The sequence below is a fragment of the Providencia sp. JUb39 genome (genome assembly GCF_012272845.1).
In the GTDB taxonomy this organism is placed as follows: Bacteria; Pseudomonadota; Gammaproteobacteria; order Enterobacterales; family Enterobacteriaceae; genus Providencia; species Providencia lanzhouensis.
On the sequence record NZ_JAAWXD020000001.1, the window covers coordinates 2,170,863 to 2,192,528 of the forward strand.

Below are 21,666 nucleotides of genomic sequence, written 5' to 3' on the forward strand. Positions count from 1 at the left end.
TTTAATAGTTACACTATTGTTAGCATCTGATAGAATCCCCTCAGTCATATTCAAAGCAATGGGTGATAAGTAACCATGAAATTTATTTCGTTCAACATTAATGGCCTAAGAGCACGTCCTCATCAACTGGAAGCGATTATTGATAAGCACCAACCTGAAGTCATTGGGCTACAAGAAACAAAAGTCCACGATGATATGTTCCCTTACGAGGAAGTCAGTAAATTAGGCTACCATGTTTATTTTCACGGTCAAAAAGCCCACTATGGCGTAGCATTACTCCTGAAAAATGAACCACTAGCCGTTAGAAAAGGCTTTCCAACTGATGATGATGAAGCTCAGCGCCGCATCATCATGGCTGATATTCAAACCAGCGAAGGGATTCTGACAGTCGTCAATGGTTACTTCCCTCAAGGGGAAAGCCGTGACCACCCAACCAAATTCCCAGCAAAAGAAAAATTCTATCGTGATCTGCAAGATTACGTAACATCAACGCAAACCGCGGATTCCCAATTGCTGATTATGGGTGATATGAACATCAGCCATACCGATTTAGACATCGGTATTGGTGAAGTTAACCGTAAGCGTTGGTTGAAAACCGGAAAATGCTCATTCTTACCTGAAGAACGTGAATGGCTGGATAAGCTACTGAGCTGGGGGCTTGTTGATACTTACCGTGAGCAGCATCCAGATACCACCGATTGCTATTCATGGTTCGATTACCGCTCCAAAGGCTTTGACGATAATCGCGGTCTGCGCATTGACCTTCTGCTGGCCTCTAAGAAACTCGCCAGCCGTTGTAGCGCAACGGGTATTGATTATGACATCCGTGGTATGGAAAAACCGTCTGACCACGCACCTGTTTGGGCTGAGTTCGACCTAACTAAGTAATCCTGAGTCTCTCTTTATAGGGCATAATCATATGCCCTATGCTTTCCCCTAGATATCCTTCCTACCCAAATTACTGCTTAGCGCGCTCAAGTTTAGAAATCCACTGCACCTAATTTGACGGTGATGATTTTTTCCCTTTACTCGCACTCGCTTTTTTCGTGCCCTTCTTTGCCCCTTTATTATTGGCAACAGGTGGCAATTCACGAAATGCGCGCAAGTTTGTGTATTGACGAGCTTGCTGAATTAAGTTGATTAACGTCTGGCTCAACGGCTCCATAAAATCATCGTAACGTGTCTGTTTTTCGCTGATCTGCGTCAGCCTTGATTCCCAGTGAGCCGTCATATCGGGCAAAGTCGCCATATCGGGTAAAACGTGGATCAGCGCGCGCCCTGCGGGGGAAGCGTGAATATAGCGCCCTTTTTTAAACAGAAATTGACGCTTAAACAGTAAATCAATAATCCCCGCTCGCGTCGCTTCAGTCCCTAAACCATCCGTTTCACGCAATACTTTTTTTAATGCTTTATCCTGCACAAAACGGGCGATCCCCGTCATCGCAGACAGCAGCGTTGCATCGGTGAATGGGCGAGGTGGCTGAGTTTGCCGTTCGACCACTTCCCCTCTTTCACATAAAAGCTCATCGCCTTTTTTCACGATAGGCAATGGCATGCCGTCGTTTTCCGCGTCACGTTCTTTCCCTCCTAACACGACTCGCCATCCTGCTTCCGCAAGAAAACGCGCTTTGGCATTAAACTTGCCGTTTTCAATGTCTAAATCGATAGTGCATTTGCGGTAAACCGCATCCGCCATAAATTGGATAATGTACTGACGAGCAATCAACTGGTAAACATTGCTTTCATTTTCAGTTAAACGCACGGAGGCTGTTTTAGCGGTCGGAATGATGGCATGGTGAGCATCCACTTTTTTATCATCCCAACACCGATTTTTCTTATCCAGTTCGGGTAATTCAAATTCAGTTAATGCGGGTTGGTGTACCGCAATCGCATTTAATACCGCATGACGCCCGGCAAAATGCTCGTCCGGCAAATACCGGCTATCCGAACGCGGATAAGTGATAAGCTTATGGGTTTCATACAGTTTCTGGCAAATATCCAGCACCTCTTGGGCACTTAAACCGTATTTTTTGGCGGCTTCAATCTGCAAAGCGGATAATGAAAATGGCAGTGGTGCAATCTCAGTTTCCTGCTTATCTTGGTATTGCGTGACAATCGCCGGTTTGCCTTCGATGCGAGAAACCACATGTTCCGCCAATGGACGATGAATTAAACGCCCTTCTTCATCTTGAAAATCAATGCAAGATTCACTTGGCTGCCAAATTGCCACAAAGCGCTCATCCTTTGGTGTGACAATATGCGCTTTAACTTCAAAAAAGTCTTTTGGTACAAAGTGTTCTATCTCTTCGTCGCGCCTAACCACCAACCCCAATACGGGAGTTTGTACGCGCCCAACAGAGAGAACCCCTTGGTAACCGCCCCGCTGCCCTAATAAGGTATAGGCGCGGGTCATGTTGATTCCATATAGCCAATCTGCACGAGCGCGGGCTAATGCAGAAACACATAACGGAATAAATTCACGGTTTTCACGTAAACGATCAATCGCTCGCTCAACAGCTTGAGGGTTCAAGTCGTTAATTAAGCAGCGCTTCACGCTTTTACGTTTTTCGGGATCAAGCTTGAAGTAATCCAGCACCTCATCCACCAGAAGTTGCCCCTCTCTATCGGGGTCTCCTGCGTGGACAACGACGCTGGCTTGTTTAAGGAGCGTGTCGATAGTGTTTAATTGTTTGGTTACTGCGGAACGGGGCTTCAATTGCCATTTCTCAGGAATGATTGGTAAATCTTGCAAGTTCCAACGGGCATAACGCGGATCATAAGCATCCGGTTCAGCCTGTTCTAAAAGATGCCCAATGCACCACGTGACCATCTGGTCATCGCCACATTGAATAAAACCATCCCCTTTACGGTGAGGTTTTGGCAGTACATCCGCAATGGCCCGTGCAAGACTAGGCTTTTCCGCAATAAACAAACGCATAGATTAATCGATCACTTCAATTAAAGGCACACCGCTTTGTGCTGGTAATAAGGTACCGACAGACTGTAACAAAACACCTTGCTGCTGTGCAATCTCTTTAATTTTAGCCACTTCCGATGGTTTAATCGCGATTAGAAGCCCGCCTGACGTTTGTGGATCACACAATAATTTGCGTTGTAGGTCGCTCATTGGTCCAATTAAGTGACCGTAGCTATCAAAGTTGCGTTGAGTTCCACCCGGTACGCAGCCTGCTTCAATGTATTTTTCCACATCAGCAAGTTTTGGTACTTTGCTAAAGGAGATCTGAGCACGAACACCAGAGCCTTCGCAGATCTCACTTAAATGCCCTAACAGACCAAAGCCCGTTACGTCCGTCATTGCCGTTACGCCTTCTAAAGGAGCAACAACCGCACCGAACTTGTTCATTTGACACATGGTTTCAGCAGCAAGGTGCGCATGTTCTGCTGCTAACACGCCTTTTTTCTCAGCCGTGGTCAGCACACCAATACCCAGCGGTTTGGTTAAGTATAGTTCGCAATCTGCGCTCGCTGCGCTATTTTTCTTCACGTAATCTGTGTTTACGACCCCTGTCACCGCTAAACCAAAGATAGGCTCTGGTGAATCAATGGAGTGGCCGCCTGCCAGTGAAATTCCTGCATCCGCACAAGCAGCACGCCCACCTTCAATCACTTCGCGAGCCACTTCTGGTGGTAATTTTGCAATCGGCCAGCCTAGGATCGCAATTGCCATAATCGGCTTACCGCCCATCGCAAAAATATCGCTGATGGCGTTCGTTGCAGCAATACGCCCGAATTCAAATGGGTTATCCACGATAGGCATAAAGAAGTCAGTGGTACTGATAATGCCGATGCCATTGCCTAAATCATAAACTGCGGCATCATCCTTGGTTTCATTTCCCACTAATAAATGAGGATCATGAAATTTAGCCTGCTCAGTATGTAAAATTTGCTCTAACACTTTTGGTGCGATTTTGCATCCGCAGCCAGCACCATGGCTATATTGGGTCAATCTAATTTTTTCTGTCATTATCTGTCTCTTTAGAAATGCTCTTTCTATTTAGAAATAGGACACAAAACCTGTCATATCAGGTTGTTGAGCTTTTGCAGGCGCTTTTAATTCTGGTGTGCCTAAATAAAGGAAACCGACGATATGGTCATTTTCTTCACAACCTAAACCTTCACGTACAATAGCGTCTTCCGTCCATGAACCTGAACGCCAAATACCGCCAAAACCTTGTGCTAAAGCGGCCATTTGCATCGCTTGCACGGTACAGCTTGCGGCAACAATTTGTTCCCACTGAGGCACTTTGGGATGATCTTTCACTTTCGCAATCACAGTAATGATGAGCGGCGCACGAAATGGTGCATTACGCGCTTTTTCTTCAACTTCTGCGCCTAACTTACCTTCTATAGCTGCTTTTTCAAGCAGTTGGCTGAAGCGAGCGATACCATCTCCTTGCATGATAACAAAGTGCCATGGCTTTAATGCTCCGTGGTCTGGCGCTCTCATTCCTGCGGTAAGAATATTATCGAGTTGTTCGCCTTGTGGCGCTGGAGTGGTTAAGCGTGAAGCTGAACGACGGTTCAACAAAAGGGTTAATGCATCCATATTGATCTCCGATTAAGAGTAAGCTGATGTAGTGCTCAGCAAAATAGAAATACTATCGGGCTATTGTACAACGCCCACAATGGTTTTGTTATGAATAATCCTGTATTACATTATTTGGTATCTGTCATCGTTTGATACTGTATAGGATTAAATCTATTGATTAATCTATCTATTAATCATCTGTCAAATAGATGATATTCTAAATCATTCGCGCGTCATCTTATGCCGCCATCTTGATTGATATCCTCACACTGGAGAAAAAATGCGACAACTCTGGGATATTTTCGCCACTGTTTTTAAGTTTAGCTGGCGAGTCATTAATTTCATTCGACAATTTGTTTTCAACGCAATTTTCTTCGTGTTGTTATTTTTAGTGATCGGCGGTTATTTTCTCTTGCAATCCGACAACGAGCCAGAAAAGAACTATTTTGGTGCACTGGTTGTTGATCTACAAGGGATTGTTGTTGACCAAGTCTCTTCCCCAGATCCTTTCGGACGTATGAGCCGCGAATTACTGGGTACCTCCAATAACTTAATGCAGGAAAACTCGCTATTCGATATCGTCGATACCATTCGTACCGCCGCTGACGATGACCGCATTACAGGTCTAATACTACGTTTAGATAATCTGGTTGGCGCGGATCAACCCTCCATGGCATACATCGGTAAAGCGATTGAAGAGTTTAAAGCCTCTGGGAAATCAGTCTATGCCATGGGCGATAGCTATACACAAGCTCAATATTATTTAGCGAGCTTCGCAGATGAAATTTATCTTGCACCCCATGGCGCCGTGGGTATTTACGGTTTCTCAACGGATACCCTGTATTACAAATCGTTATTAGAAAAACTCAAGGTAAGCACCCATATTTTCCGCGTTGGTACCTACAAATCTGCGGTTGAACCGATGATGCGTGATAATATGTCACCTGAAGCCCGTGAAGCTAACCTGCTTTGGTTAAATACCTTGTGGGATAACTATTTAGGCTCTATCGCAGAGAATCGCCAATCTAAAGCAGAGCAAATCTTCCCGGGCGCAGATAAGCTCATTGCACAACTTCGCGCCGCCAAAGGTGATACTGCGCAATATGCTTTACAGCAAAAATTAGTGGATAAGATCTACACCCGCGAACAAGCCGAAAATGTGTTCTCTAATCAGTTTGGTTGGAATAAAGAAGATAAAACATTCAATGGCATTAGCATCTATGATTACTCCACTAAAATTGCCGATACCAGCAACAGCGACGGCAATATTGCAGTCATCGTAGTACAAGGTGCCATCATGGATGGTCCGCAAACTCCTGGTATTGCTGGTGGAGAAACTCTCGCAGCTCAAATCCGTGATGCCCGTTTAAATGAAAACATTAAAGCCATCGTATTACGTGTTAATAGCCCTGGTGGAAGTGTCAGTGCTTCTGACCTGATCCGCAGTGAATTAGCCGCAGCCCGCACAGCGAAGAAACCTGTCGTCGTATCAATGGGTGGCATGGCCGCATCAGGCGGTTACTGGATCTCAACACCAGCTGACTACATCATTGCAAGCCCAAGCACCTTAACAGGTTCTATCGGTATCTTCGGTGTGATCAATACCTTTGAAAACTCATTAGAATCCATTGGCGTTTATACTGACGGTGTTTCGACTTCACCATTAGCGGGCGTTTCTGTCACTAAGGGGATCAGTCCTCAATTTTCCGATATGATGCAAATCACCATCGAAAATGGCTACCAAACCTTTATTGGCTTAGTCGCTCAATCTCGCCATAAAACACCAGAAGAAATCGATAAAATTGCCCAAGGTCGCGTTTGGATTGGTAAGGATGCGCTGAAGATTGGTCTAGTTGATGAACTCGGTGATTTCGATGATGCCGTTGCAAAAGCCGCTGAATTAGCGAAAGTAAAATCTGTCGAGCTGGATTGGATGCAACCTGAACTTTCCTTTATGGATCAGTTGATCCTTGAACTGACAAGCAACGTTCAAGTCATGATGCCTGATGCATTGCAAACATTCCTACCACCAGCGGTCGCTACTGATATTCGCCGCCAAGCTCAGTTTTTCTTAAAAATGAACGACCCACAAAACCGTTACGCATTTTGCTTAAACTGCGCTGAAATTAACTAATTATTCATTTCCACCCATGGCTCCCCTCTCAAGTTAATCTTAGAGGGGCTGCCATTCGCGGTGAATGACGCTGGCGTAAACTGAAGTTTCCATCACAACAATCTGCAATATCTTGTTTTATCCATAGATTATCTCCAGCAAATAAGCCAAAATCCTTATAATCCAAATTATTCACACACAGAATTTCTTATTCATACAGAACTTCGTCTGTCATCGTTAGGTAACAAAATGCAGAAGAAATCGATTTATGTCGTTTATACGGGTGGCACCATCGGCATGCGCCATTCTCCTCAAGGCTATATTCCTGTTTCTGGTCACCTACAGGCACAATTAGCCCAAATGCCTGAGTTTCATCGCCCTGAAATGCCAACATTTACGATTCGTGAACACCAGCCATTAATCGACTCTTCGGACATTACACCGGAAGATTGGCAAAATATCGCCGATGACATCAGTGAAAATTACGATAAATATGATGGTTTTGTGATCCTACATGGCACTGATACCATGGCATTTACCGCTTCTGCGCTCTCCTTTATGTTTGAAAACTTGAAGAAGCCTATTATTGTGACAGGGTCACAAATCCCACTGGAAGCCCTACGCTCCGATGGGCAAACCAACCTGCTTAATGCGCTTTATTTAGCGGCAAACTACCCGATCAACGAAGTGGGTTTATTCTTCAATAACAAACTGTATCGCGGTAACCGCACAGTAAAAGCGCATGCTGATGGTTTCGAAGCGTTCACTTCGCCAAACTGCTCTCCACTGATGGAAGCCGGTATTCATATCCGTACATTCAATGCCTGCCCTGCACCGATTGGCATTGGGGAATTAAAAACCCATCGCATTACCCCTCAGCCCATTGGGGTTGTCACGCTCTACCCTGGATTATCCATTGAAATCGTAAGAAATATTCTTCAACAACCGGTTAAAGCGCTAATCTTGCGCTCTTACGGTGTCGGTAATGCCCCTCAGCAACCCGAGCTTTTACGCATCCTTCGTGAAGCAACTTCTCGCGGCATTATTGTCGTCAACCTCACCCAATGTATTTCTGGGCGTGTAAACATGGAAGGTTACGCCACAGGACATGCATTAGCAGAATCTGGAGTGATCAGTGGTTTTGATATGACTTTTGAAGCCGCATTGAGTAAATTACATTACTTACTAAGCCAAGATTATACCTCTGAGCTTATTCGAGAATTAATGCAAAATAACCTGCGTGGTGAATTAAGCTACGCCGATGAATAAGCTATAACCTACTGAGAAGAAAGATGAAATCAGCATTACTGTTAGTAGACTTACAAAATGATTTTTGTACTGGTGGTGCTCTCGCTGTAAAACAAAGCGAACAGGTTATTAAAACCGCTAACCAAGTTATTGAGCAATGCCAAAAACAGGGTATCACGGTGATCGCCAGCCAAGATTGGCATCCAGAAAACCATCTCAGTTTTGCCGTGAACTCTGGCCAGCCTGTTGGTGCCCTTGGTGAACTTAATGGATTGCCACAGGTTTGGTGGCCAGTTCACTGCGTGCAAGGCTCCCATGGAGCTGATTTCCATTCAGAGCTTAATCACCAAGCTATTCAAAAGGTATTTACTAAAGGTGAAAATCCGCAAGTCGATAGCTACAGTGCCTTTTTTGATAATGACAGAGTCAGTCAAACAGAGCTGCATACATGGCTTCAGCAACAACAAATCAGCCATTTAATGATTATGGGCATTGCGACTGACTATTGTGTGAAGTTTACTGTACTGGATGCACTGAGGCTGGGCTACCGTGTTGATGTGCTAACGGATGGGTGCCGTGGCGTTAATTTAGCCCCTGAAGATAGCCAGAAGGCTTTAGCGGAAATGCAGAGTGCAGGGGCTAGTTTAATCACATTATCCCGCTAGAATGCTGTAGTGACTAGCCATGATATAGGTTTGAAATTCGCCCCGTTAGCTGTCGGGGCGAGATACTGACTTAGTCGTTATCCTGCGGTTTCAATGTCGCAAGCCTATCCCCTTGGAAAAGCGCTTTTAACTCTTGCTTGCTCTTCATGGTAATTTGACCGTCAGTACCGACCGTCATGTGTTCCGCATCATGGTTATGGCGTGACTGCCATAGCATCACCATCTGCAACGTATTTTCTTTCTGCTCTGGCGTTAATGCCACACCATCTGGCCATTTACCTAACTCCACTGCAGTCACTAAACGCTGGTAAATTTCAGGGGTCATGACAGACAGTAATTGATCTATTTGTTGTGCATCCATTTCTACGCTCACGTTACGCCTCATCACATCAATCTGGTGGCAATCTAGGTAATTATTCTTGCGGTGTTATGTCTATCGTGTATTTTGCATAACTAGCTGAATCGTTATTGCCAAATATATTTTGACACTTCAGCAAGCTTCAGCACGTTATCCTAGGGTCTTTTCACCCGTTTGGTCATCCGTAAAACTTAGCGATGCTGAATTTATGCAGTAACGCTGTCCTGTTGGTTGTGGGCCATCAGGAAATACATGCCCAAGATGCGCATTGCAATTACCACAACGCACTTCAATTCGATGCATACCGTGAGAAAAATCTTCGATAAATTTTATCAAACTTTCATCAATTGGCTGAAAGAAACTCGGCCATCCGCAGCCTGCATCAAATTTGGCCTCAGAAAGGAATAAAGGAGTTCCACAACAGAGGCATTCATACACGCCATCTTTACGGTTATGCAATAATTGACCGCTAAACGGGGGCTCTGTGCCAGCGTGTTGTGTAACATGCAGCTGGACTTGATTAAGCCTTGATAAATCAATAGCTTGCTTATCTTTATTCGACATTGATTACCTACTTTTTTTCAAAAAGATGCGCATTAAAACGATTTTGCATCCATTTCAAGCAACAAAAACTTAACAACGCTCAGTGGAAAACTATTCTAGACTATTAAGGTTAGAACTTTACGGTTTGATTTGTGATGAGCCTCACATATATCACTGATGGATGGTTTCATTATGCTGAACAATCCCGATAATACGTGCGGCTGTATTTGCTGCTGAAGTGACTGACAAATATGCAGATAGTGGTATCAGAATTGATTTTTTTCAATAATTGACACGATTCCGCTTGACGGCTGGCAAGGTTTTGGTAACTTTAAGTACATCTTAATTCACGAAATAAAATAGCTGGTGGAAATACTATGACTATCAAAGTAGGTATTAATGGTTTTGGTCGTATCGGCCGTATCGTTTTCCGTGCTGCACAAGAGCGTTCTGACATCGAAATCGTTGCTATCAACGACCTGCTCGATGCAGAGTACATGGCATACATGTTGAAATACGACTCAACTCACGGTCGTTTCAACGGTACTGTTGAAGTTAAAGATGGTCACTTAGTTGTTAACGGTAAAAAAATCCGTGTTACAGCAGAGAAAGATCCTGCAAACCTGAAATGGAACGAAGTCGGTGTTGATGTTGTTGCTGAAGCAACAGGTATCTTCCTGACTGACGAGACTGCTCGTAAACACATCCAAGCAGGCGCGAAGAAAGTTGTGTTAACTGGTCCTTCTAAAGATGACACTCCAATGTTCGTTATGGGCGTTAACCACAAAGCTTACGCAGGTCAAGAAATCGTTTCTAACGCATCTTGCACAACTAACTGCTTAGCTCCACTGGCTAAAGTTATCAACGACAAATTTGGTATCGTTGAAGGTCTGATGACCACTGTTCACGCAACCACAGCAACTCAAAAAACTGTTGATGGTCCATCTCACAAAGACTGGCGTGGTGGTCGTGGTGCTTCTCAGAACATCATCCCATCTTCAACTGGTGCTGCTAAAGCTGTAGGTAAAGTTATTCCTGAGCTGAACGGTAAACTGACTGGTATGTCTTTCCGTGTTCCAACTCCTAACGTTTCTGTTGTTGACCTGACTGCACGTCTGGCAAAACCAGCAACTTACGCACAAATCTGTGACGCTATCAAAGAAGCAGCAGAAGGCGAACTGAAAGGCGTTCTGGGTTACACTGAAGACGACGTTGTATCTACCGATTTCAACGGCGAAAAACTGACTTCAGTATTCGATGCTAAAGCAGGTATCGCTCTGAACGACAACTTTGTGAAACTGGTTTCTTGGTATGACAACGAAACTGGCTACTCTAACAAAGTTCTAGACCTGATCGCTCACATCTCTAAATAAGAGTTGTTAAGTAATCAGTGTGACTGAGCCGCCTTTTGGCGGCTCTTTTGTATCTTTCATACATTCAAAATTAAAGCCCAGCTCAATATACTCCAAGCTGCGTCCCCCGCTTCATTCAATGCCACTTGCAGTATCGTGAGTTTGTTATATTGTTATTTCTAGTTACTGCCCTATTTATAGGCGCTGTTCTATTTATAGTCGCTGTTCTATTTATAGTCGCTGATTTAGGTCGTGATGATGGACCAACAACCACAGGCGCAAGACAATGCATGATAAAATTTTTGCTTTACCTGTTATCAAACAAATTTCCCCTTACATTACCCAACGTCAACTTGGGGATTTACCACTGATCGTCATTTCGCACCCAAAAGTGCGTGGTGCTGTGAGCTTACAAGGTGCCCACTTAATTGACTGGCAACCCGCAGGTCAAAAACCCTGTCTTTGGTTAAGCCCTGAAAGTGCATTTAAAGAAGGGGTTGCCATTCGTGGTGGTATTCCTATTTGCTGGCCATGGTTTGGTCCTGTAAACAGCCCTAGTCACGGATTCGCCCGTATTTTACCTTGGCAATTTACGGCTCATAATGAGCATGACTGTGGTGTGATCCTCACCTTTACCCTGACGGACAACGAATACACACGCAAATTATGGCCGCATGAGTTCACGCTGATTTTACGTATGAAGCTCGGGGAAACCTGCGAGCTTGAATTAGAAAGTTACGGTGACTTCGAGGCTACTGCCGCATTACACAGCTATTTCAATATCAGTGATATCCAGAAAGCCACCGTTTATGGTCTTGGTGGACATTACATTGATAAAGTGGCTGACAGAGAAGCCTATATTTCAGAGCCGCTGAAATTTAATAAGCACACTGACCGCATATACACCGAGCCGGAAGAATACAGCTTATTGCGTGATGATGGCTGGAATCGTACCATTGAGTTACATCATTATCATCACAGCGATGTGGTGTGCTGGAACCCTTGGGCAGAATTATCGTGCAGCATGCAAGATATGCCTAATAATGGTTACAAACAGATGGTTTGTGTAGAAACAGCTCGCATTCATATGCCAATGAAATCCGAAGCGCAAAACCCTTCTCGCCTTTCTCTCGTGATGGTATGCCGCGAAAATAAACCGCAGCCACAGCAAGAACAATAAACATAAAACCAAACGTAAAATAAGTGTAAGAATAAATGCAAAAATAAAACCCCAAAACAGCCTAGCCATTTTGGGGTTTTTTATTCTATTCCAGTGTATGAATTAGAAGGTGTAAGTCACACCGCTCCACATAATCGCCGAATAAGATTTATTGACCATTGGGCTGTCTTTTACTTCGCTAGACAGTTTATCAACACGACCCAGCGCAAACAGAGACCAGCTGTCTGTCATTTTATAATTAGCTGACAGCTCCACATAAGGTGTCCAGCTTGAATTTGGCTCATAACGCTTTAATCCGCTGTTGGCAGATTCTTTGGATGTCACACCGAACTCATAACGGTTCAGTTTCGCGCTATCCCACTTGATACCTACACCTGGCGTTAAAGACCAGCTATCGCCTTTAAATGCATACAGGTAAGCCGCTTCCGCACGCATCCCTTCGCTTTCCCATAACATGTCGAGAGAGCCATTGAAACGCAATGTACCCCAGTCAGCATTATGACGGTAAGTAAAGCCACCCATCACAGTATCGCGACGACGATCCAGCTTACGCATGTCAGCATCATCATTATCTTTTGGTTTAAAGAAATGTGGGTAGTAGTATGCATCTAAAGACAACTGGTCAACTTTATCATTCCAGAGGTAATAACCTACAGCTAAAGTACGGAAGTAAAAATTTTCACTTTCATAATTTACAACGGGAACAGGCGAAATATAGTCGCTCGTTTTGATGCCTTTATACGGTGTTGCTTGCGCTAATACAGAGCCTCCAACAGACCAAGTTCCAGCAAACGCAGCACTTGAAGCCACACTTAACGCAATGGCAAGTGTGGTCATTTTGATTGTTTTAGACATTTTAAATTAAACCCAAATTATTCAGATGAAGTTAACAATAGACAATGAATAACGTGGGAAATTTCACCCACGTTAATGAGATGGTTCACATTTAAAGCTAAATTCCCTTAATTGTCTATCTTTCTCAATAAAGAAAATATGCCAAGTGAATGAATCGAGATGCTTTTTTATTAAAAATCAATAGGTACTCGACGTGCTAGTGCACATAATAATTCGTAACCGATTGTGCCCGCCGACTGTGCCACATCATCAACAGGTAAGTTCTCGCCCCACAACTCTACTTGAGAGCCAATAGCCGCTTCAGAACAGTCACTAATATCGATCGTTAGCATATCCATAGAAACAGTACCTAACAACGCACAACGCTGTCCATGACACCAAACTGGCGTTCCAGTTGGCGCATGACGAGGATAGCCATCAGCATAACCACAAGCGACCGTCGCGATACGCATCGGTTTTCCTGACGTAAACTTGCTACCGTAACCAATGGATTGACCTGCTTCAATATCATGGACTGCAATAATTTCAGATTGTAACGTCATCACCGCTTTTAAACCATATTCAGCAATATCGCCCCATTTGCCACTCGGAGACGCACCATACAGCACAATCCCAGCACGAACCCAATCATAATGAGTATTTTTATGCCATAAAACTGCCCCCGAATTTGCAATGCAAGTCGGCAGTGATAACTGTGAAAATTGCTGGATTTTCGCTAACGGCACTTGTGTTCCTTCTACCAAATCTGAATTTGCAAAATGGCTCATTAGTGTCACATCAGCGACATTTTCCATTTGGTTCAGTTGAGACACAATATCCGCATACTCATCTACCGAAAAACCTAGGCGATTCATTCCACTATTGAGCTTAATATACACAGAAATAGGTTTGCTTAGTGGAGCTTGCTCAATGGCAGCTAACTGCCAGCTACTGTGTACGCTGGTTGTTAACTGATACTGGTCAATAACGGCCAAATCATCGGATTGGAAGAACCCTTCCAATAATAAAATTGGCCCCTTCCACCCTTCATTTCGCAATAAAATGGCTTCATGGAGATCTAAAACGGCAAAACCATCAGAATCTTTTAGTCCACGCCAAATTCGTTTAATACCATGACCATAACCATCTGCTTTCATGACTGACCAGATCTTCGCTTGACCAATTTTCTGGCGGATCACTGCTAAATTATGTTCTAAATTATGTTGATGAATGACAGCACGAATTGGGCGTGGCATTGCGATTCCTTATTATTATTGATATTTTGCGTCGCTCAATTAACGCGCAGGCGATAAATGACCAGTACTGACTAATTTCGTATTAAAACCATCGGTATACCTAAATACCGATAAATCATCCGCCGCGATATCTGGCGTATTCCCTGAAATTAAGTCAGCCAACAATTTGCCAGAGCCACAAGCCATTGTCCAACCTAAGGTTCCATGTCCCGTATTCAAATATAAATTGCTAAATTCTGTCGGTCCGACAATCGGAGTTCCGTCTGGTGTCATTGGACGTAATCCTGTCCAAAACTGCGCTTGGCTAATATCGCCACCACCTTGGTAAAGGTCTTGCACCACCATTTTCAGGGTTTCACAGCGTTTTTTCAGTACATCAAGATTAAAACCAACCACTTCCGCCATTCCCCCGACGCGAATACGCTGATCAAAGCGTGTCACTGCAATTTTGTAAGTTTCATCCAACACTGTAGAAACGGGGGCGCGTGATTCATCGATGATTGGCATCGTCAATGAGTAACCTTTCAGAGGGTAAACCGGAATTTTCACCAATTGCTGCAATATCTGTGTGGAATATGACCCCATGGCAACGACATATTGATCCGCCAGCAAAATCTCGTCGTCGACCTTAATGCCGCTAATGCGCTTACCATCCGTTAAAATTTGCTCCACATGACAACCAAAACGGAATGTTACCCCGGCTTGCTCCGCCATTTTTGCCAGTTTTTTAGTAAATTGCTGACAATCACCTGTTTCATCGTTTGGTAAGCGTAGTCCCCCTGTCAGCTTATGTTTTACAAAAGCCAATGCAGGCTCAGCCGTAATGAGCTGTTCTGAGGTCAGTAATTCGTATGGCACACCTTCTTGCTGTAAAACCGCAATATCATTGGCAGCATTATCAAACTGTTTTGCGGTTCTAAACAACTGTAACGTACCGCCTTGGCGACCTTCATAGCCAATGCCAGTATCTGCTCTAAGTTGGCGTATACAATCACGACTATATTCTGCGATTCGTACCATACGGCTTTTGTTCATGGTGTAGTGCTGCATGTCGCAGTTTTTCAGCATTTGCCACATCCAACGCAATTGGAACAGGCTACCGTCGGGTTTGATCGCTAAAGGAGCATGTTTTTCAAACATCCATTTTACGGCTTTAAGAGGGATCCCCGGCGCACCCCAAGGGGTTGCATATCCTGGAGAAATTTGTCCAGCATTTCCTGCACTGGTTTCTTCAGCCACATCAAGCTGTCTATCAATGACGCAAACTTCATGCCCTTCTTGTGCTAGATACCACGCAGTGGTAACACCAATAACGCCAGCACCTAAAACGAGAACTTTCATAGAACCCCTCAAGAGAACAAAATGGAATTACTGCTAGCATAATATTCTAGTTTTTATTTTCCAATACAGTTGATTAACATTTTTAACAAAAAAGACAATAAAGCTGATTAAGCGCCTTTTAAATTTGCAATGCAGCGTATTATTTCAGGTTAAAAACCCTCGAAAAAATATACATAATTGAATTTTATACAATTAATTTAAAAGCCATTTCCCAATAAAAATAAAATTCAATATTTTGTGCTTTAATTTGAGTGCAATATATTATGTGCCAATTTAATTAACTTCATGGTCACTTCACTTAACACTGAAAAGTTATAATTCTCTAGATTATTCGACTGAAATATCTGTAGTGATTGATATTCCTATCCAACATAAATTCAAAAAGTTAATTAAAAGGGGTAGCAACATGATGAGAAAGATCTTTTCTGTAGGACGATTAATGGGGATAGGTGCTATTTTGTTTTTATTCGCTCATATGAGTTTTGCTGCAGTGCTTTGTGACCCTGTAGGAAAAATACGCATTGAGATAGATGGAGACAATGTCTGTTTTAGCACAACCCCCATACCTGAATGTCCAATTTATGCATTACCAGCAACCACAAGTAAATTAAAAGTAGGTTTCCACTGTCTAATAAATGATGACTCTATAAATTTGTCAGATGATAATTTTATAGATAAGGTGGTTAAAGAATTATCAAACAAAGAAATCGATTACTACAACATCGTTACGATGGATGACTCCTGCTCTTGCTTACTAAATTAATATTTGGAATATGACTAATAGCAATAAAAAAGCCAGCGCTAAGCACTGGCTCTTATCGGAAAAGAAGTAATGAATTAAATATTATTTGCGAGATCAGATGGCATATTGCTTTGCATATTATGCCAGATTACCCCGCTATCTTTACCATAGTTTCTGACGCAATCCATAATACGGTCATAAGCTTGCTCACGACATAAATTGCTTAGCTGTTGATAAAAGCTTAACGCTAAACGACGCGCTTCAGGGTTAGAGAAATAATAACGCCCAACACGGGTGTATAACCCTCGTAATCCATTAATAATTAAGCCGTAGATTGGGTTGCCTGATGCAAATGCCAGACCACGGAAAATATTGTAATCCAAATCGCTAAATGCATCCGAATTGTCTTCAACCTTATCTTTACCCGATAACACTTCTAATGAGGCTTCCGGATCATTACGAAATGCTGTACGAATAAAAATAGCAGCGATATTAGTACGTACTGCCAATAAGTTATCAATTAGCTGAGGCACGCGGTCGTGATCAAGCTTTGCCAGCGTTTCCAGAATATTTAATCCTGACGTTTCCCAGTAGTTATTGACCTTGGTTGGCTTACCATGTTGAATAGTTAACCACCCGTCACGGGCTAAACGCTGTAAAACTTCACGTAATGTCGTACGGGTTACGCCGATTAATTCAGATAGCTCACGCTCCGCGGGTAAGATAGATCCTGGAGGAAAACGATTGTTCCAAATACTCTCAATAATATACTCTTCCGCAAAACCTGCCGGACTTTGAGCTTTAATAACCATATTTTTATTATTCCAAACATTTTTAGACGGACTACGCAAAAGCATACCAGATTGTCACAATCTGAGATAGTTAGCTTTCCAATAAACCGCAGGTGAATCGTAAAAACCCCATATAATTAATGGATTATCTATTAGCAAATAAGCTTAAATTCTATAAAAGATAAGAGTAGTATGTAACGCGCTGTCACACAACACCAGTTAAAGAGGATTAAAAATCATAATGGATTTTAGTTTAAGAAGAGCATTCTTGAAGAATTTTTTGGGAAATTCTCCAGATTGGTACAAACTTGCTATCATTTTGTTCTTAATAATAAACCCAATTGTTTTCTACTTTGTTAACCCGTTTATCGCCGGTTGGTTACTCGTCATTGAATTTATTTTCACCTTGGCGATGGCACTAAAATGCTACCCATTACAACCTGGCGGTCTATTAGCCATTGAAGCTGTGCTAATTGGTATGACTTCTCCTGCACAGATTTCTCATGAAATCAGTAATAACCTTGAAGTAGTTCTGTTACTGATCTTTATGGTAGCTGGCATCTACTTTATGAAGCAACTTCTGTTATTTGTGTTTACGAAGCTGTTAATAAACGTCCGTTCTAAACGAATTTTAGCGTTGTCATTTTGCTTAGCAAGTGCGTTTTTATCTGCTTTTTTAGATGCTTTAACCGTCATTGCTGTGGTTATTAGCGTTTCTATTGGTTTCTACTCGATTTACCATCAATATGCCTCTAGCCAACCGAGCAATACGGATCTACAAAATGATTCCTTCATTGATACGGTTGAAAAAAAGCAAACGTTGGAACAGTTCCGTGCGTTCTTACGTAGCTTAATGATGCATGCGGGGATCGGTACTGCTCTTGGCGGTGTAATGACCATGGTGGGTGAACCACAAAACCTGATCATCGCAAAACATGTTGAGTGGGATTTTATTACCTTCTATCTGCGGATGGCGCCTGTCACTATCCCCGTTTTCTTATGTGGGCTGGTGGTCTGTTTCCTCGTTGAGAAGTTCAAAGTATTTGGGTACGGGGCTGAATTGCCCGATACCGTGCGCCAAGTATTAACCGAACACGATAAAAAAATGAGTGCTAAACGCAGTAAAAAAGAGCAAGCACAGCTTATCGTTCAAGGTCTCATCGGTATTTGGCTAATTCTCGCACTGGCATTTCACCTTGCCGAAGTGGGTCTGATTGGCCTGTCCGTGATCATTCTTGCCACGACATTCTGTGGGATCACTGAGGAACACGCACTCGGGAAAGCCTTTGAAGAAGCCTTGCCGTTTACTGCCCTACTGACGGTCTTTTTCAGCGTTGTCGCCGTGATCATTGATCAGCAACTATTTACGCCATTTATTCAGTATGTACTGCAATCCTCTGAATCATCGCAGCTGTCCCTATTCTATCTGTTTAACGGGTTGCTCTCTGCGGTATCAGATAACGTGTTTGTCGGCACCGTGTATATTACTGAAGCATTGAAAGCCGCTAATGCGGGCTTAATTTCAGCCGAGCAATATCAGCACTTAGCGGTCGCCATTAACACCGGAACAAACTTACCGTCGGTTGCAACGCCAAATGGACAAGCTGCCTTCTTGTTCCTGTTAACCTCAGCACTGTCTCCGCTGATTCGTCTGTCTTATGGTCGAATGGTGTGGATGGCATTACCATTTACGGTTGTGATGACAATCGTCGGTCTGTTAGGTGTTGAGCTATGGCTTATCCCATTAACTGATTGGATGGAAAGCTTAGGGTTAATTTCTATTCCACGTTGATCAATATTGATTAATCACATTTTTGATTTAACGTTACGTACTAAAGCCGCATATTTATGCGGCTTTTTTGTAATAAAACGTAAAAACTAAGCTAATCTTATTCTAATCTGATTTTGCTGCTTTTTTTATCACCCAGATAGAGGCAAAATAAGCCGATTATTGATGAAGGGAATTTATTATGTTCAGATTTTTTAATTACTGTTCTCAAGGACGGTCAGCCTGGCTACTTATGGCATTCACTGCTTTTATGCTTGAATGTGCCGCTCTGTATTTCCAACATATTATGAAACTGCAACCTTGTGTAATGTGTATCTATGAACGCGTTGCATTGATGGGAATTATTGCAGCCGGTTTAATCGGAGCGATTGCACCGAAAAGCACCGTCGTTAAAGTGATTGCGATTGTGGTTTGGCTGTATGCGGGTTGGCGTGGATTAGACCTTTCATGGGAACATACCATGCTGCAACTATACCCATCTCCGTTTGCATCGTGTGATTTCTTTGTTAATTTCCCAGACTGGTTACCACTTCAAGAATGGGTACCTTCTGTGTTTGAAGCGACAGGTGATTGTGCGGTTAGACAGTGGGCATTTTTAGGGTTAGATATGCCGCAGTGGTTAGTCGGTATTTTTGCAGCTTACATCTTAGTTGGCATCATCGTTGCGATCAGCCTCTTCTTCCCAAGCAAAAAATAGCCTTTCTTTTTCGCCCATCAACTGTGCTTGATGGGCGATTCAAATCATTAGCTCACAAAAATACTTAGATACACGCCCCGCTACGGATTGCCGAAACGGCACAACGGCGCCCATTTGCAAATTGGCAAACTGGGGTCTTTTCACCATTGAGTTCTAAATTCAGTGAAGGCAGCCCACCAGCAGAAGTACATGCCTCTTGAGCACCAGGACCTAAATTCACCACTTGCTGAGCATATTGAGAACCGGACGTTTCTGCTCTTGTCATTTTACTGTTATCAGGGCTACTGCACGCTGAAAGTAAAATGGATAATACGGTAGCTGAACCCATTGCCACGACTGTTTTTAACAGCGCCTGACCTTTCCTTTTCATTCTCTTTCTCCGATAGTATCAGCGCTGTTTTGAGTCCCACTATGTTTTGAATCTCATTAATGGGTACCACTTTTAGAAAACAGGTTGATGACTAATACACCAATGATAATTAATAGCATACCAATAATTGCGGGTAAATCGAGTTTTTGGTTATAAATATAGATAGCCGCCACAGAAACCAACACAATTCCCAATCCTGACCAAATAGCATACGCAATCCCCAGTGGCATCACCTTCACGACTTGGGAAAGCCCCCAGAAAGAGACTGCATAGCCAATGATAACCACTAAAGAGGGCCAAAAACGGCTAAAACCATCCGATGCTTTTAATGTTGTAGTCGCAATCACTTCCGCAATAATGGACATTAATAAGAAGCTCAATCCTTTCATCGTTCACCTTTCTCTATTTTTTAGCCTAAAATTTGGCTGAAATTTAACACACAAAAAAGCACCGCACTAACCTTTAATTAGTACAGTGCCAAATGAATAAATCTACCTTAATAATTAGCAGCAGTTGACTGTTTTTCTACAAAAGCTGAGCGATAGCGGGTATAGATAAACACACACCAAGCAAGTGCTAAAAGGCTGATAATCGCCCCCACATACCCAATATTGGTCATTCCCATATGGGTAATCACTTGGTTCCCTAATAATGCCCCAGCACCAATCCCAATATTAAATAACCCAGAGAAAATCGACATCGCGACATCGGTCGCATCTGGCGCCAAATCCAATACTTTTACTTGGATCCCAAGGCTAATACACATGATCGCTATACCCCAGAATATACAGGTACCAATCAACGTCCAAACATCACCACTTAGTGGCATAAATAACACTAAACAAAGCGTCAGTAAGGTCATCGATACAGGTAAGAATGAGAGCGTAAAGCGGCTACTGTAGCGGCTAAACAAGACGCTACCAAAAATACCAGCCCCACCAAAAATTAATAATAAGAGTGTGGCAAAGTTTTGGCTCTGTAAGGCAATATCACGCACAAACGGTTCAATATAGCTATAAGCAGTAAAATGAGCCGTAATGACGACGGTGATTAACACAAAGACACCCATCAATGCGGGACGTTTAAACAGAACTGGTAGGCTTTTTAATGAACCGGAATGTTCGCTCGGTAAACGTGGTAAAAAGCGTAATAACGCAATCAGGGTTAATAACGCAAGCACGCCGATACACAAAAATGTCACTCGCCAGCCCATCCATTGCCCAATCACTCGCCCTAACGGTAATCCCAACACAGTTGCCAGTGCCGTCCCCGTTGCGAGCAAGCCCAAGGCTTGCGCTTTTTTACCCGCAGGCGCGACGCGGATAGCCAATGATGCGGTAATCGACCAAAAAACTGCGTGAGATAACGCGATACCGATACGCGCGATAATCAGCACTTCAAAATTCCACGCAATCCCACATAGAATATGGCTGAGAATAAAGACAACAAACAAAATTCCCAGTAATTTTCGCCGCTCAAATTTCCCCGTCATCAGCATTAATGGCAGAGACATCACCGCGACAACCCACGCATAAATGGTGATCATCAGCCCCGTATGGGCAACGGTCATATCAAAACTTTCAGCAATATCACTCAGTAATGCGACGGGAACAAATTCGGTGGTATTAAAGACAAAAGCCGCAACGGAAAGCGCCAATACACGGATCCATGCAGTGCTTCGAGAAACCTGGGACATGGTTTACGACATCCTGTTGATGATAATTAAGGTAAAGAACAACCTTTAGTACATTTTTGTGAATAATATCACATTCTCCATTCATCTTTAAAGGATTGAAAATTATCATGTTCACGCTATTTTTTCATAGAGAAACAATCAC

General features: G+C 43.1%; 21 protein-coding genes. 9 read left to right on the plus strand and 12 right to left on the minus strand.

Features of this window, described 5'->3' with window-relative positions; all coding sequences use genetic code 11:
* The first annotated feature begins 75 nt into the window (after nucleotides 1–75).
* A complete protein-coding gene (gene xthA, locus HFU86_RS09925) occupies nucleotides 76–888 on the plus strand; it encodes an exodeoxyribonuclease III (protein WP_187129153.1) in 813 nt (270 codons plus the stop codon).
* Between the two features lie 109 nt (nucleotides 889–997).
* Here xthA and HFU86_RS09930 read toward each other — a convergent pair whose 3' ends face one another.
* Genes HFU86_RS09930 through HFU86_RS09940 form a run of 3 tightly spaced genes read right to left on the minus strand, consistent with a single transcriptional unit; the run spans nucleotide 998 to nucleotide 4,567 of the window.
* The gene (locus HFU86_RS09930; RefSeq protein ID WP_187129154.1) at nucleotides 998–2,938 is read right to left on the minus strand and encodes a DNA topoisomerase III; all 1,941 of its coding nucleotides are present in this window, start codon (nucleotides 2,936–2,938) and stop codon (nucleotides 998–1,000) included.
* A 3-nt stretch (nucleotides 2,939–2,941) separates the two neighbouring features.
* Nucleotides 2,942–3,985, minus strand: a complete 1,044-nt coding sequence (selD, locus tag HFU86_RS09935; RefSeq protein ID WP_187129155.1) for a selenide, water dikinase SelD — start codon at nucleotides 3,983–3,985, stop codon at nucleotides 2,942–2,944.
* Between the two features lie 30 nt (nucleotides 3,986–4,015).
* Complete coding sequence (locus HFU86_RS09940) at nucleotides 4,016–4,567, minus strand: NAD(P)H nitroreductase (protein ID WP_187129156.1); 552 nt, start codon at nucleotides 4,565–4,567, stop codon at nucleotides 4,016–4,018.
* A gap of 262 nt (nucleotides 4,568–4,829) precedes the next feature.
* On the opposite strand from HFU86_RS09940, the gene sppA reads away from it, so the two are divergent.
* The 3 genes from sppA to pncA all read left to right on the plus strand — a co-directional run bounded on the left by sppA (nucleotide 4,830) and on the right by pncA (nucleotide 8,575).
* The gene (gene sppA, locus HFU86_RS09945) at nucleotides 4,830–6,683 is read left to right on the plus strand and encodes a signal peptide peptidase SppA (protein WP_187129157.1); all 1,854 of its coding nucleotides are present in this window, start codon (nucleotides 4,830–4,832) and stop codon (nucleotides 6,681–6,683) included.
* 228 nt (nucleotides 6,684–6,911) lie between these two features.
* Nucleotides 6,912–7,931, plus strand: a complete 1,020-nt coding sequence (ansA, locus tag HFU86_RS09950) for an asparaginase (protein WP_036956478.1) — start codon at nucleotides 6,912–6,914, stop codon at nucleotides 7,929–7,931.
* 23 nt (nucleotides 7,932–7,954) lie between these two features.
* Nucleotides 7,955–8,575 carry a bifunctional nicotinamidase/pyrazinamidase gene (pncA, locus tag HFU86_RS09955; RefSeq protein WP_187129158.1) on the plus strand — a complete coding sequence of 207 codons (621 nt, stop codon included), beginning with the start codon at nucleotides 7,955–7,957 and terminating at the stop codon, nucleotides 8,573–8,575.
* A gap of 70 nt (nucleotides 8,576–8,645) precedes the next feature.
* Here the strand turns inward: pncA and HFU86_RS09960 are convergent, their stop codons facing one another.
* Both HFU86_RS09960 and msrB read right to left on the minus strand, forming a co-directional pair.
* A complete protein-coding gene (locus tag HFU86_RS09960) occupies nucleotides 8,646–8,936 on the minus strand; it encodes a YeaC family protein (protein ID WP_187129838.1) in 291 nt (96 codons plus the stop codon).
* 147 nt (nucleotides 8,937–9,083) lie between these two features.
* Entirely contained in the window at nucleotides 9,084–9,497 is a 414-nt protein-coding gene (gene msrB, locus HFU86_RS09965) for a peptide-methionine (R)-S-oxide reductase MsrB (RefSeq protein WP_132496022.1), read from the minus strand.
* A 356-nt stretch (nucleotides 9,498–9,853) separates the two neighbouring features.
* Between msrB and gapA the strand changes: the two genes are divergently transcribed.
* Entirely contained in the window at nucleotides 9,854–10,849 is a 996-nt protein-coding gene (gene gapA, locus HFU86_RS09970; protein WP_006658762.1) for a glyceraldehyde-3-phosphate dehydrogenase, read from the plus strand.
* Between the two features lie 265 nt (nucleotides 10,850–11,114).
* Nucleotides 11,115–12,008, plus strand: a complete 894-nt coding sequence (locus HFU86_RS09975; protein ID WP_036956471.1) for a D-hexose-6-phosphate mutarotase — start codon at nucleotides 11,115–11,117, stop codon at nucleotides 12,006–12,008.
* Between the two features lie 102 nt (nucleotides 12,009–12,110).
* On the opposite strand, the gene HFU86_RS09980 is transcribed toward HFU86_RS09975, so the two are convergent.
* The 3 genes from HFU86_RS09980 to HFU86_RS09990 all read right to left on the minus strand — a co-directional run bounded on the left by HFU86_RS09980 (nucleotide 12,111) and on the right by HFU86_RS09990 (nucleotide 15,439).
* On the minus strand, nucleotides 12,111–12,863 hold the full coding sequence (locus tag HFU86_RS09980; protein ID WP_187129159.1) for a MipA/OmpV family protein: 753 nt from the start codon (nucleotides 12,861–12,863) through the stop codon (nucleotides 12,111–12,113).
* 170 nt (nucleotides 12,864–13,033) lie between these two features.
* Nucleotides 13,034–14,098 (minus strand): alanine racemase, encoded by a 1,065-nt coding sequence (alr, locus tag HFU86_RS09985; RefSeq protein WP_187129160.1) that lies wholly within the window; start codon nucleotides 14,096–14,098, stop codon nucleotides 13,034–13,036.
* A gap of 39 nt (nucleotides 14,099–14,137) precedes the next feature.
* Nucleotides 14,138–15,439: a D-amino acid dehydrogenase gene (locus HFU86_RS09990; RefSeq protein ID WP_187129161.1), complete on the minus strand. Its 1,302-nt coding sequence runs from the start codon at nucleotides 15,437–15,439 to the stop codon at nucleotides 14,138–14,140.
* A gap of 406 nt (nucleotides 15,440–15,845) precedes the next feature.
* On the opposite strand from HFU86_RS09990, the gene HFU86_RS09995 reads away from it, so the two are divergent.
* Nucleotides 15,846–16,202, plus strand: coding sequence for a hypothetical protein (locus HFU86_RS09995; RefSeq protein WP_132496026.1), 357 nt, complete (start codon nucleotides 15,846–15,848; stop codon nucleotides 16,200–16,202).
* 74 nt (nucleotides 16,203–16,276) lie between these two features.
* Here HFU86_RS09995 and fadR read toward each other — a convergent pair whose 3' ends face one another.
* Nucleotides 16,277–16,993, minus strand: coding sequence for a fatty acid metabolism transcriptional regulator FadR (gene fadR / locus HFU86_RS10000; protein WP_036956460.1), 717 nt, complete (start codon nucleotides 16,991–16,993; stop codon nucleotides 16,277–16,279).
* Nucleotides 16,994–17,213: 220 nt separating this feature from the next.
* On the opposite strand from fadR, the gene nhaB reads away from it, so the two are divergent.
* Both nhaB and dsbB read left to right on the plus strand, forming a co-directional pair.
* Entirely contained in the window at nucleotides 17,214–18,764 is a 1,551-nt protein-coding gene (nhaB, locus tag HFU86_RS10005) for a sodium/proton antiporter NhaB (RefSeq protein ID WP_036956457.1), read from the plus strand.
* A 178-nt stretch (nucleotides 18,765–18,942) separates the two neighbouring features.
* Complete coding sequence (dsbB, locus tag HFU86_RS10010) at nucleotides 18,943–19,458, plus strand: disulfide bond formation protein DsbB (RefSeq protein WP_036954894.1); 516 nt, start codon at nucleotides 18,943–18,945, stop codon at nucleotides 19,456–19,458.
* 64 nt (nucleotides 19,459–19,522) lie between these two features.
* Here dsbB and HFU86_RS10015 read toward each other — a convergent pair whose 3' ends face one another.
* The 3 genes from HFU86_RS10015 to HFU86_RS10025 all read right to left on the minus strand — a co-directional run bounded on the left by HFU86_RS10015 (nucleotide 19,523) and on the right by HFU86_RS10025 (nucleotide 21,524).
* A complete protein-coding gene (locus tag HFU86_RS10015; protein ID WP_036954891.1) occupies nucleotides 19,523–19,828 on the minus strand; it encodes a DUF333 domain-containing protein in 306 nt (101 codons plus the stop codon).
* 56 nt (nucleotides 19,829–19,884) lie between these two features.
* Nucleotides 19,885–20,217 (minus strand): DMT family transporter, encoded by a 333-nt coding sequence (locus tag HFU86_RS10020; RefSeq protein ID WP_108478060.1) that lies wholly within the window; start codon nucleotides 20,215–20,217, stop codon nucleotides 19,885–19,887.
* 107 nt (nucleotides 20,218–20,324) lie between these two features.
* Nucleotides 20,325–21,524, minus strand: a complete 1,200-nt coding sequence (locus tag HFU86_RS10025; protein ID WP_132496028.1) for a sugar transporter — start codon at nucleotides 21,522–21,524, stop codon at nucleotides 20,325–20,327.
* Nucleotides 21,525–21,666: the final 142 nt, after the last annotated feature.

What these genes read in the sequence shown, in the direction of transcription:
- xthA (WP_187129153.1), top strand. Translation starts at nt 76, where the DNA reads ATGAAATTTATTTCGTTCAACATTAATGGCCTAAGAGCACGTCCTCAT.
- HFU86_RS09930 (WP_187129154.1), bottom strand. Translation starts at nt 2,938, where the DNA reads ATGCGTTTGTTTATTGCGGAAAAGCCTAGTCTTGCACGGGCCATTGCG.
- selD (WP_187129155.1), bottom strand. Translation starts at nt 3,985, where the DNA reads ATGACAGAAAAAATTAGATTGACCCAATATAGCCATGGTGCTGGCTGC.
- HFU86_RS09940 (WP_187129156.1), bottom strand. Translation starts at nt 4,567, where the DNA reads ATGGATGCATTAACCCTTTTGTTGAACCGTCGTTCAGCTTCACGCTTA.
- sppA (WP_187129157.1), top strand. Translation starts at nt 4,830, where the DNA reads ATGCGACAACTCTGGGATATTTTCGCCACTGTTTTTAAGTTTAGCTGG.
- ansA (WP_036956478.1), top strand. Translation starts at nt 6,912, where the DNA reads ATGCAGAAGAAATCGATTTATGTCGTTTATACGGGTGGCACCATCGGC.
- pncA (WP_187129158.1), top strand. Translation starts at nt 7,955, where the DNA reads ATGAAATCAGCATTACTGTTAGTAGACTTACAAAATGATTTTTGTACT.
- HFU86_RS09960 (WP_187129838.1), bottom strand. Translation starts at nt 8,936, where the DNA reads ATGGATGCACAACAAATAGATCAATTACTGTCTGTCATGACCCCTGAA.
- msrB (WP_132496022.1), bottom strand. Translation starts at nt 9,497, where the DNA reads ATGTCGAATAAAGATAAGCAAGCTATTGATTTATCAAGGCTTAATCAA.
- gapA (WP_006658762.1), top strand. Translation starts at nt 9,854, where the DNA reads ATGACTATCAAAGTAGGTATTAATGGTTTTGGTCGTATCGGCCGTATC.
- HFU86_RS09975 (WP_036956471.1), top strand. Translation starts at nt 11,115, where the DNA reads ATGCATGATAAAATTTTTGCTTTACCTGTTATCAAACAAATTTCCCCT.
- HFU86_RS09980 (WP_187129159.1), bottom strand. Translation starts at nt 12,863, where the DNA reads ATGTCTAAAACAATCAAAATGACCACACTTGCCATTGCGTTAAGTGTG.
- alr (WP_187129160.1), bottom strand. Translation starts at nt 14,098, where the DNA reads ATGCCACGCCCAATTCGTGCTGTCATTCATCAACATAATTTAGAACAT.
- HFU86_RS09990 (WP_187129161.1), bottom strand. Translation starts at nt 15,439, where the DNA reads ATGAAAGTTCTCGTTTTAGGTGCTGGCGTTATTGGTGTTACCACTGCG.
- HFU86_RS09995 (WP_132496026.1), top strand. Translation starts at nt 15,846, where the DNA reads ATGATGAGAAAGATCTTTTCTGTAGGACGATTAATGGGGATAGGTGCT.
- fadR (WP_036956460.1), bottom strand. Translation starts at nt 16,993, where the DNA reads ATGGTTATTAAAGCTCAAAGTCCGGCAGGTTTTGCGGAAGAGTATATT.
- nhaB (WP_036956457.1), top strand. Translation starts at nt 17,214, where the DNA reads ATGGATTTTAGTTTAAGAAGAGCATTCTTGAAGAATTTTTTGGGAAAT.
- dsbB (WP_036954894.1), top strand. Translation starts at nt 18,943, where the DNA reads ATGTTCAGATTTTTTAATTACTGTTCTCAAGGACGGTCAGCCTGGCTA.
- HFU86_RS10015 (WP_036954891.1), bottom strand. Translation starts at nt 19,828, where the DNA reads ATGAAAAGGAAAGGTCAGGCGCTGTTAAAAACAGTCGTGGCAATGGGT.
- HFU86_RS10020 (WP_108478060.1), bottom strand. Translation starts at nt 20,217, where the DNA reads ATGAAAGGATTGAGCTTCTTATTAATGTCCATTATTGCGGAAGTGATT.
- HFU86_RS10025 (WP_132496028.1), bottom strand. Translation starts at nt 21,524, where the DNA reads ATGTCCCAGGTTTCTCGAAGCACTGCATGGATCCGTGTATTGGCGCTT.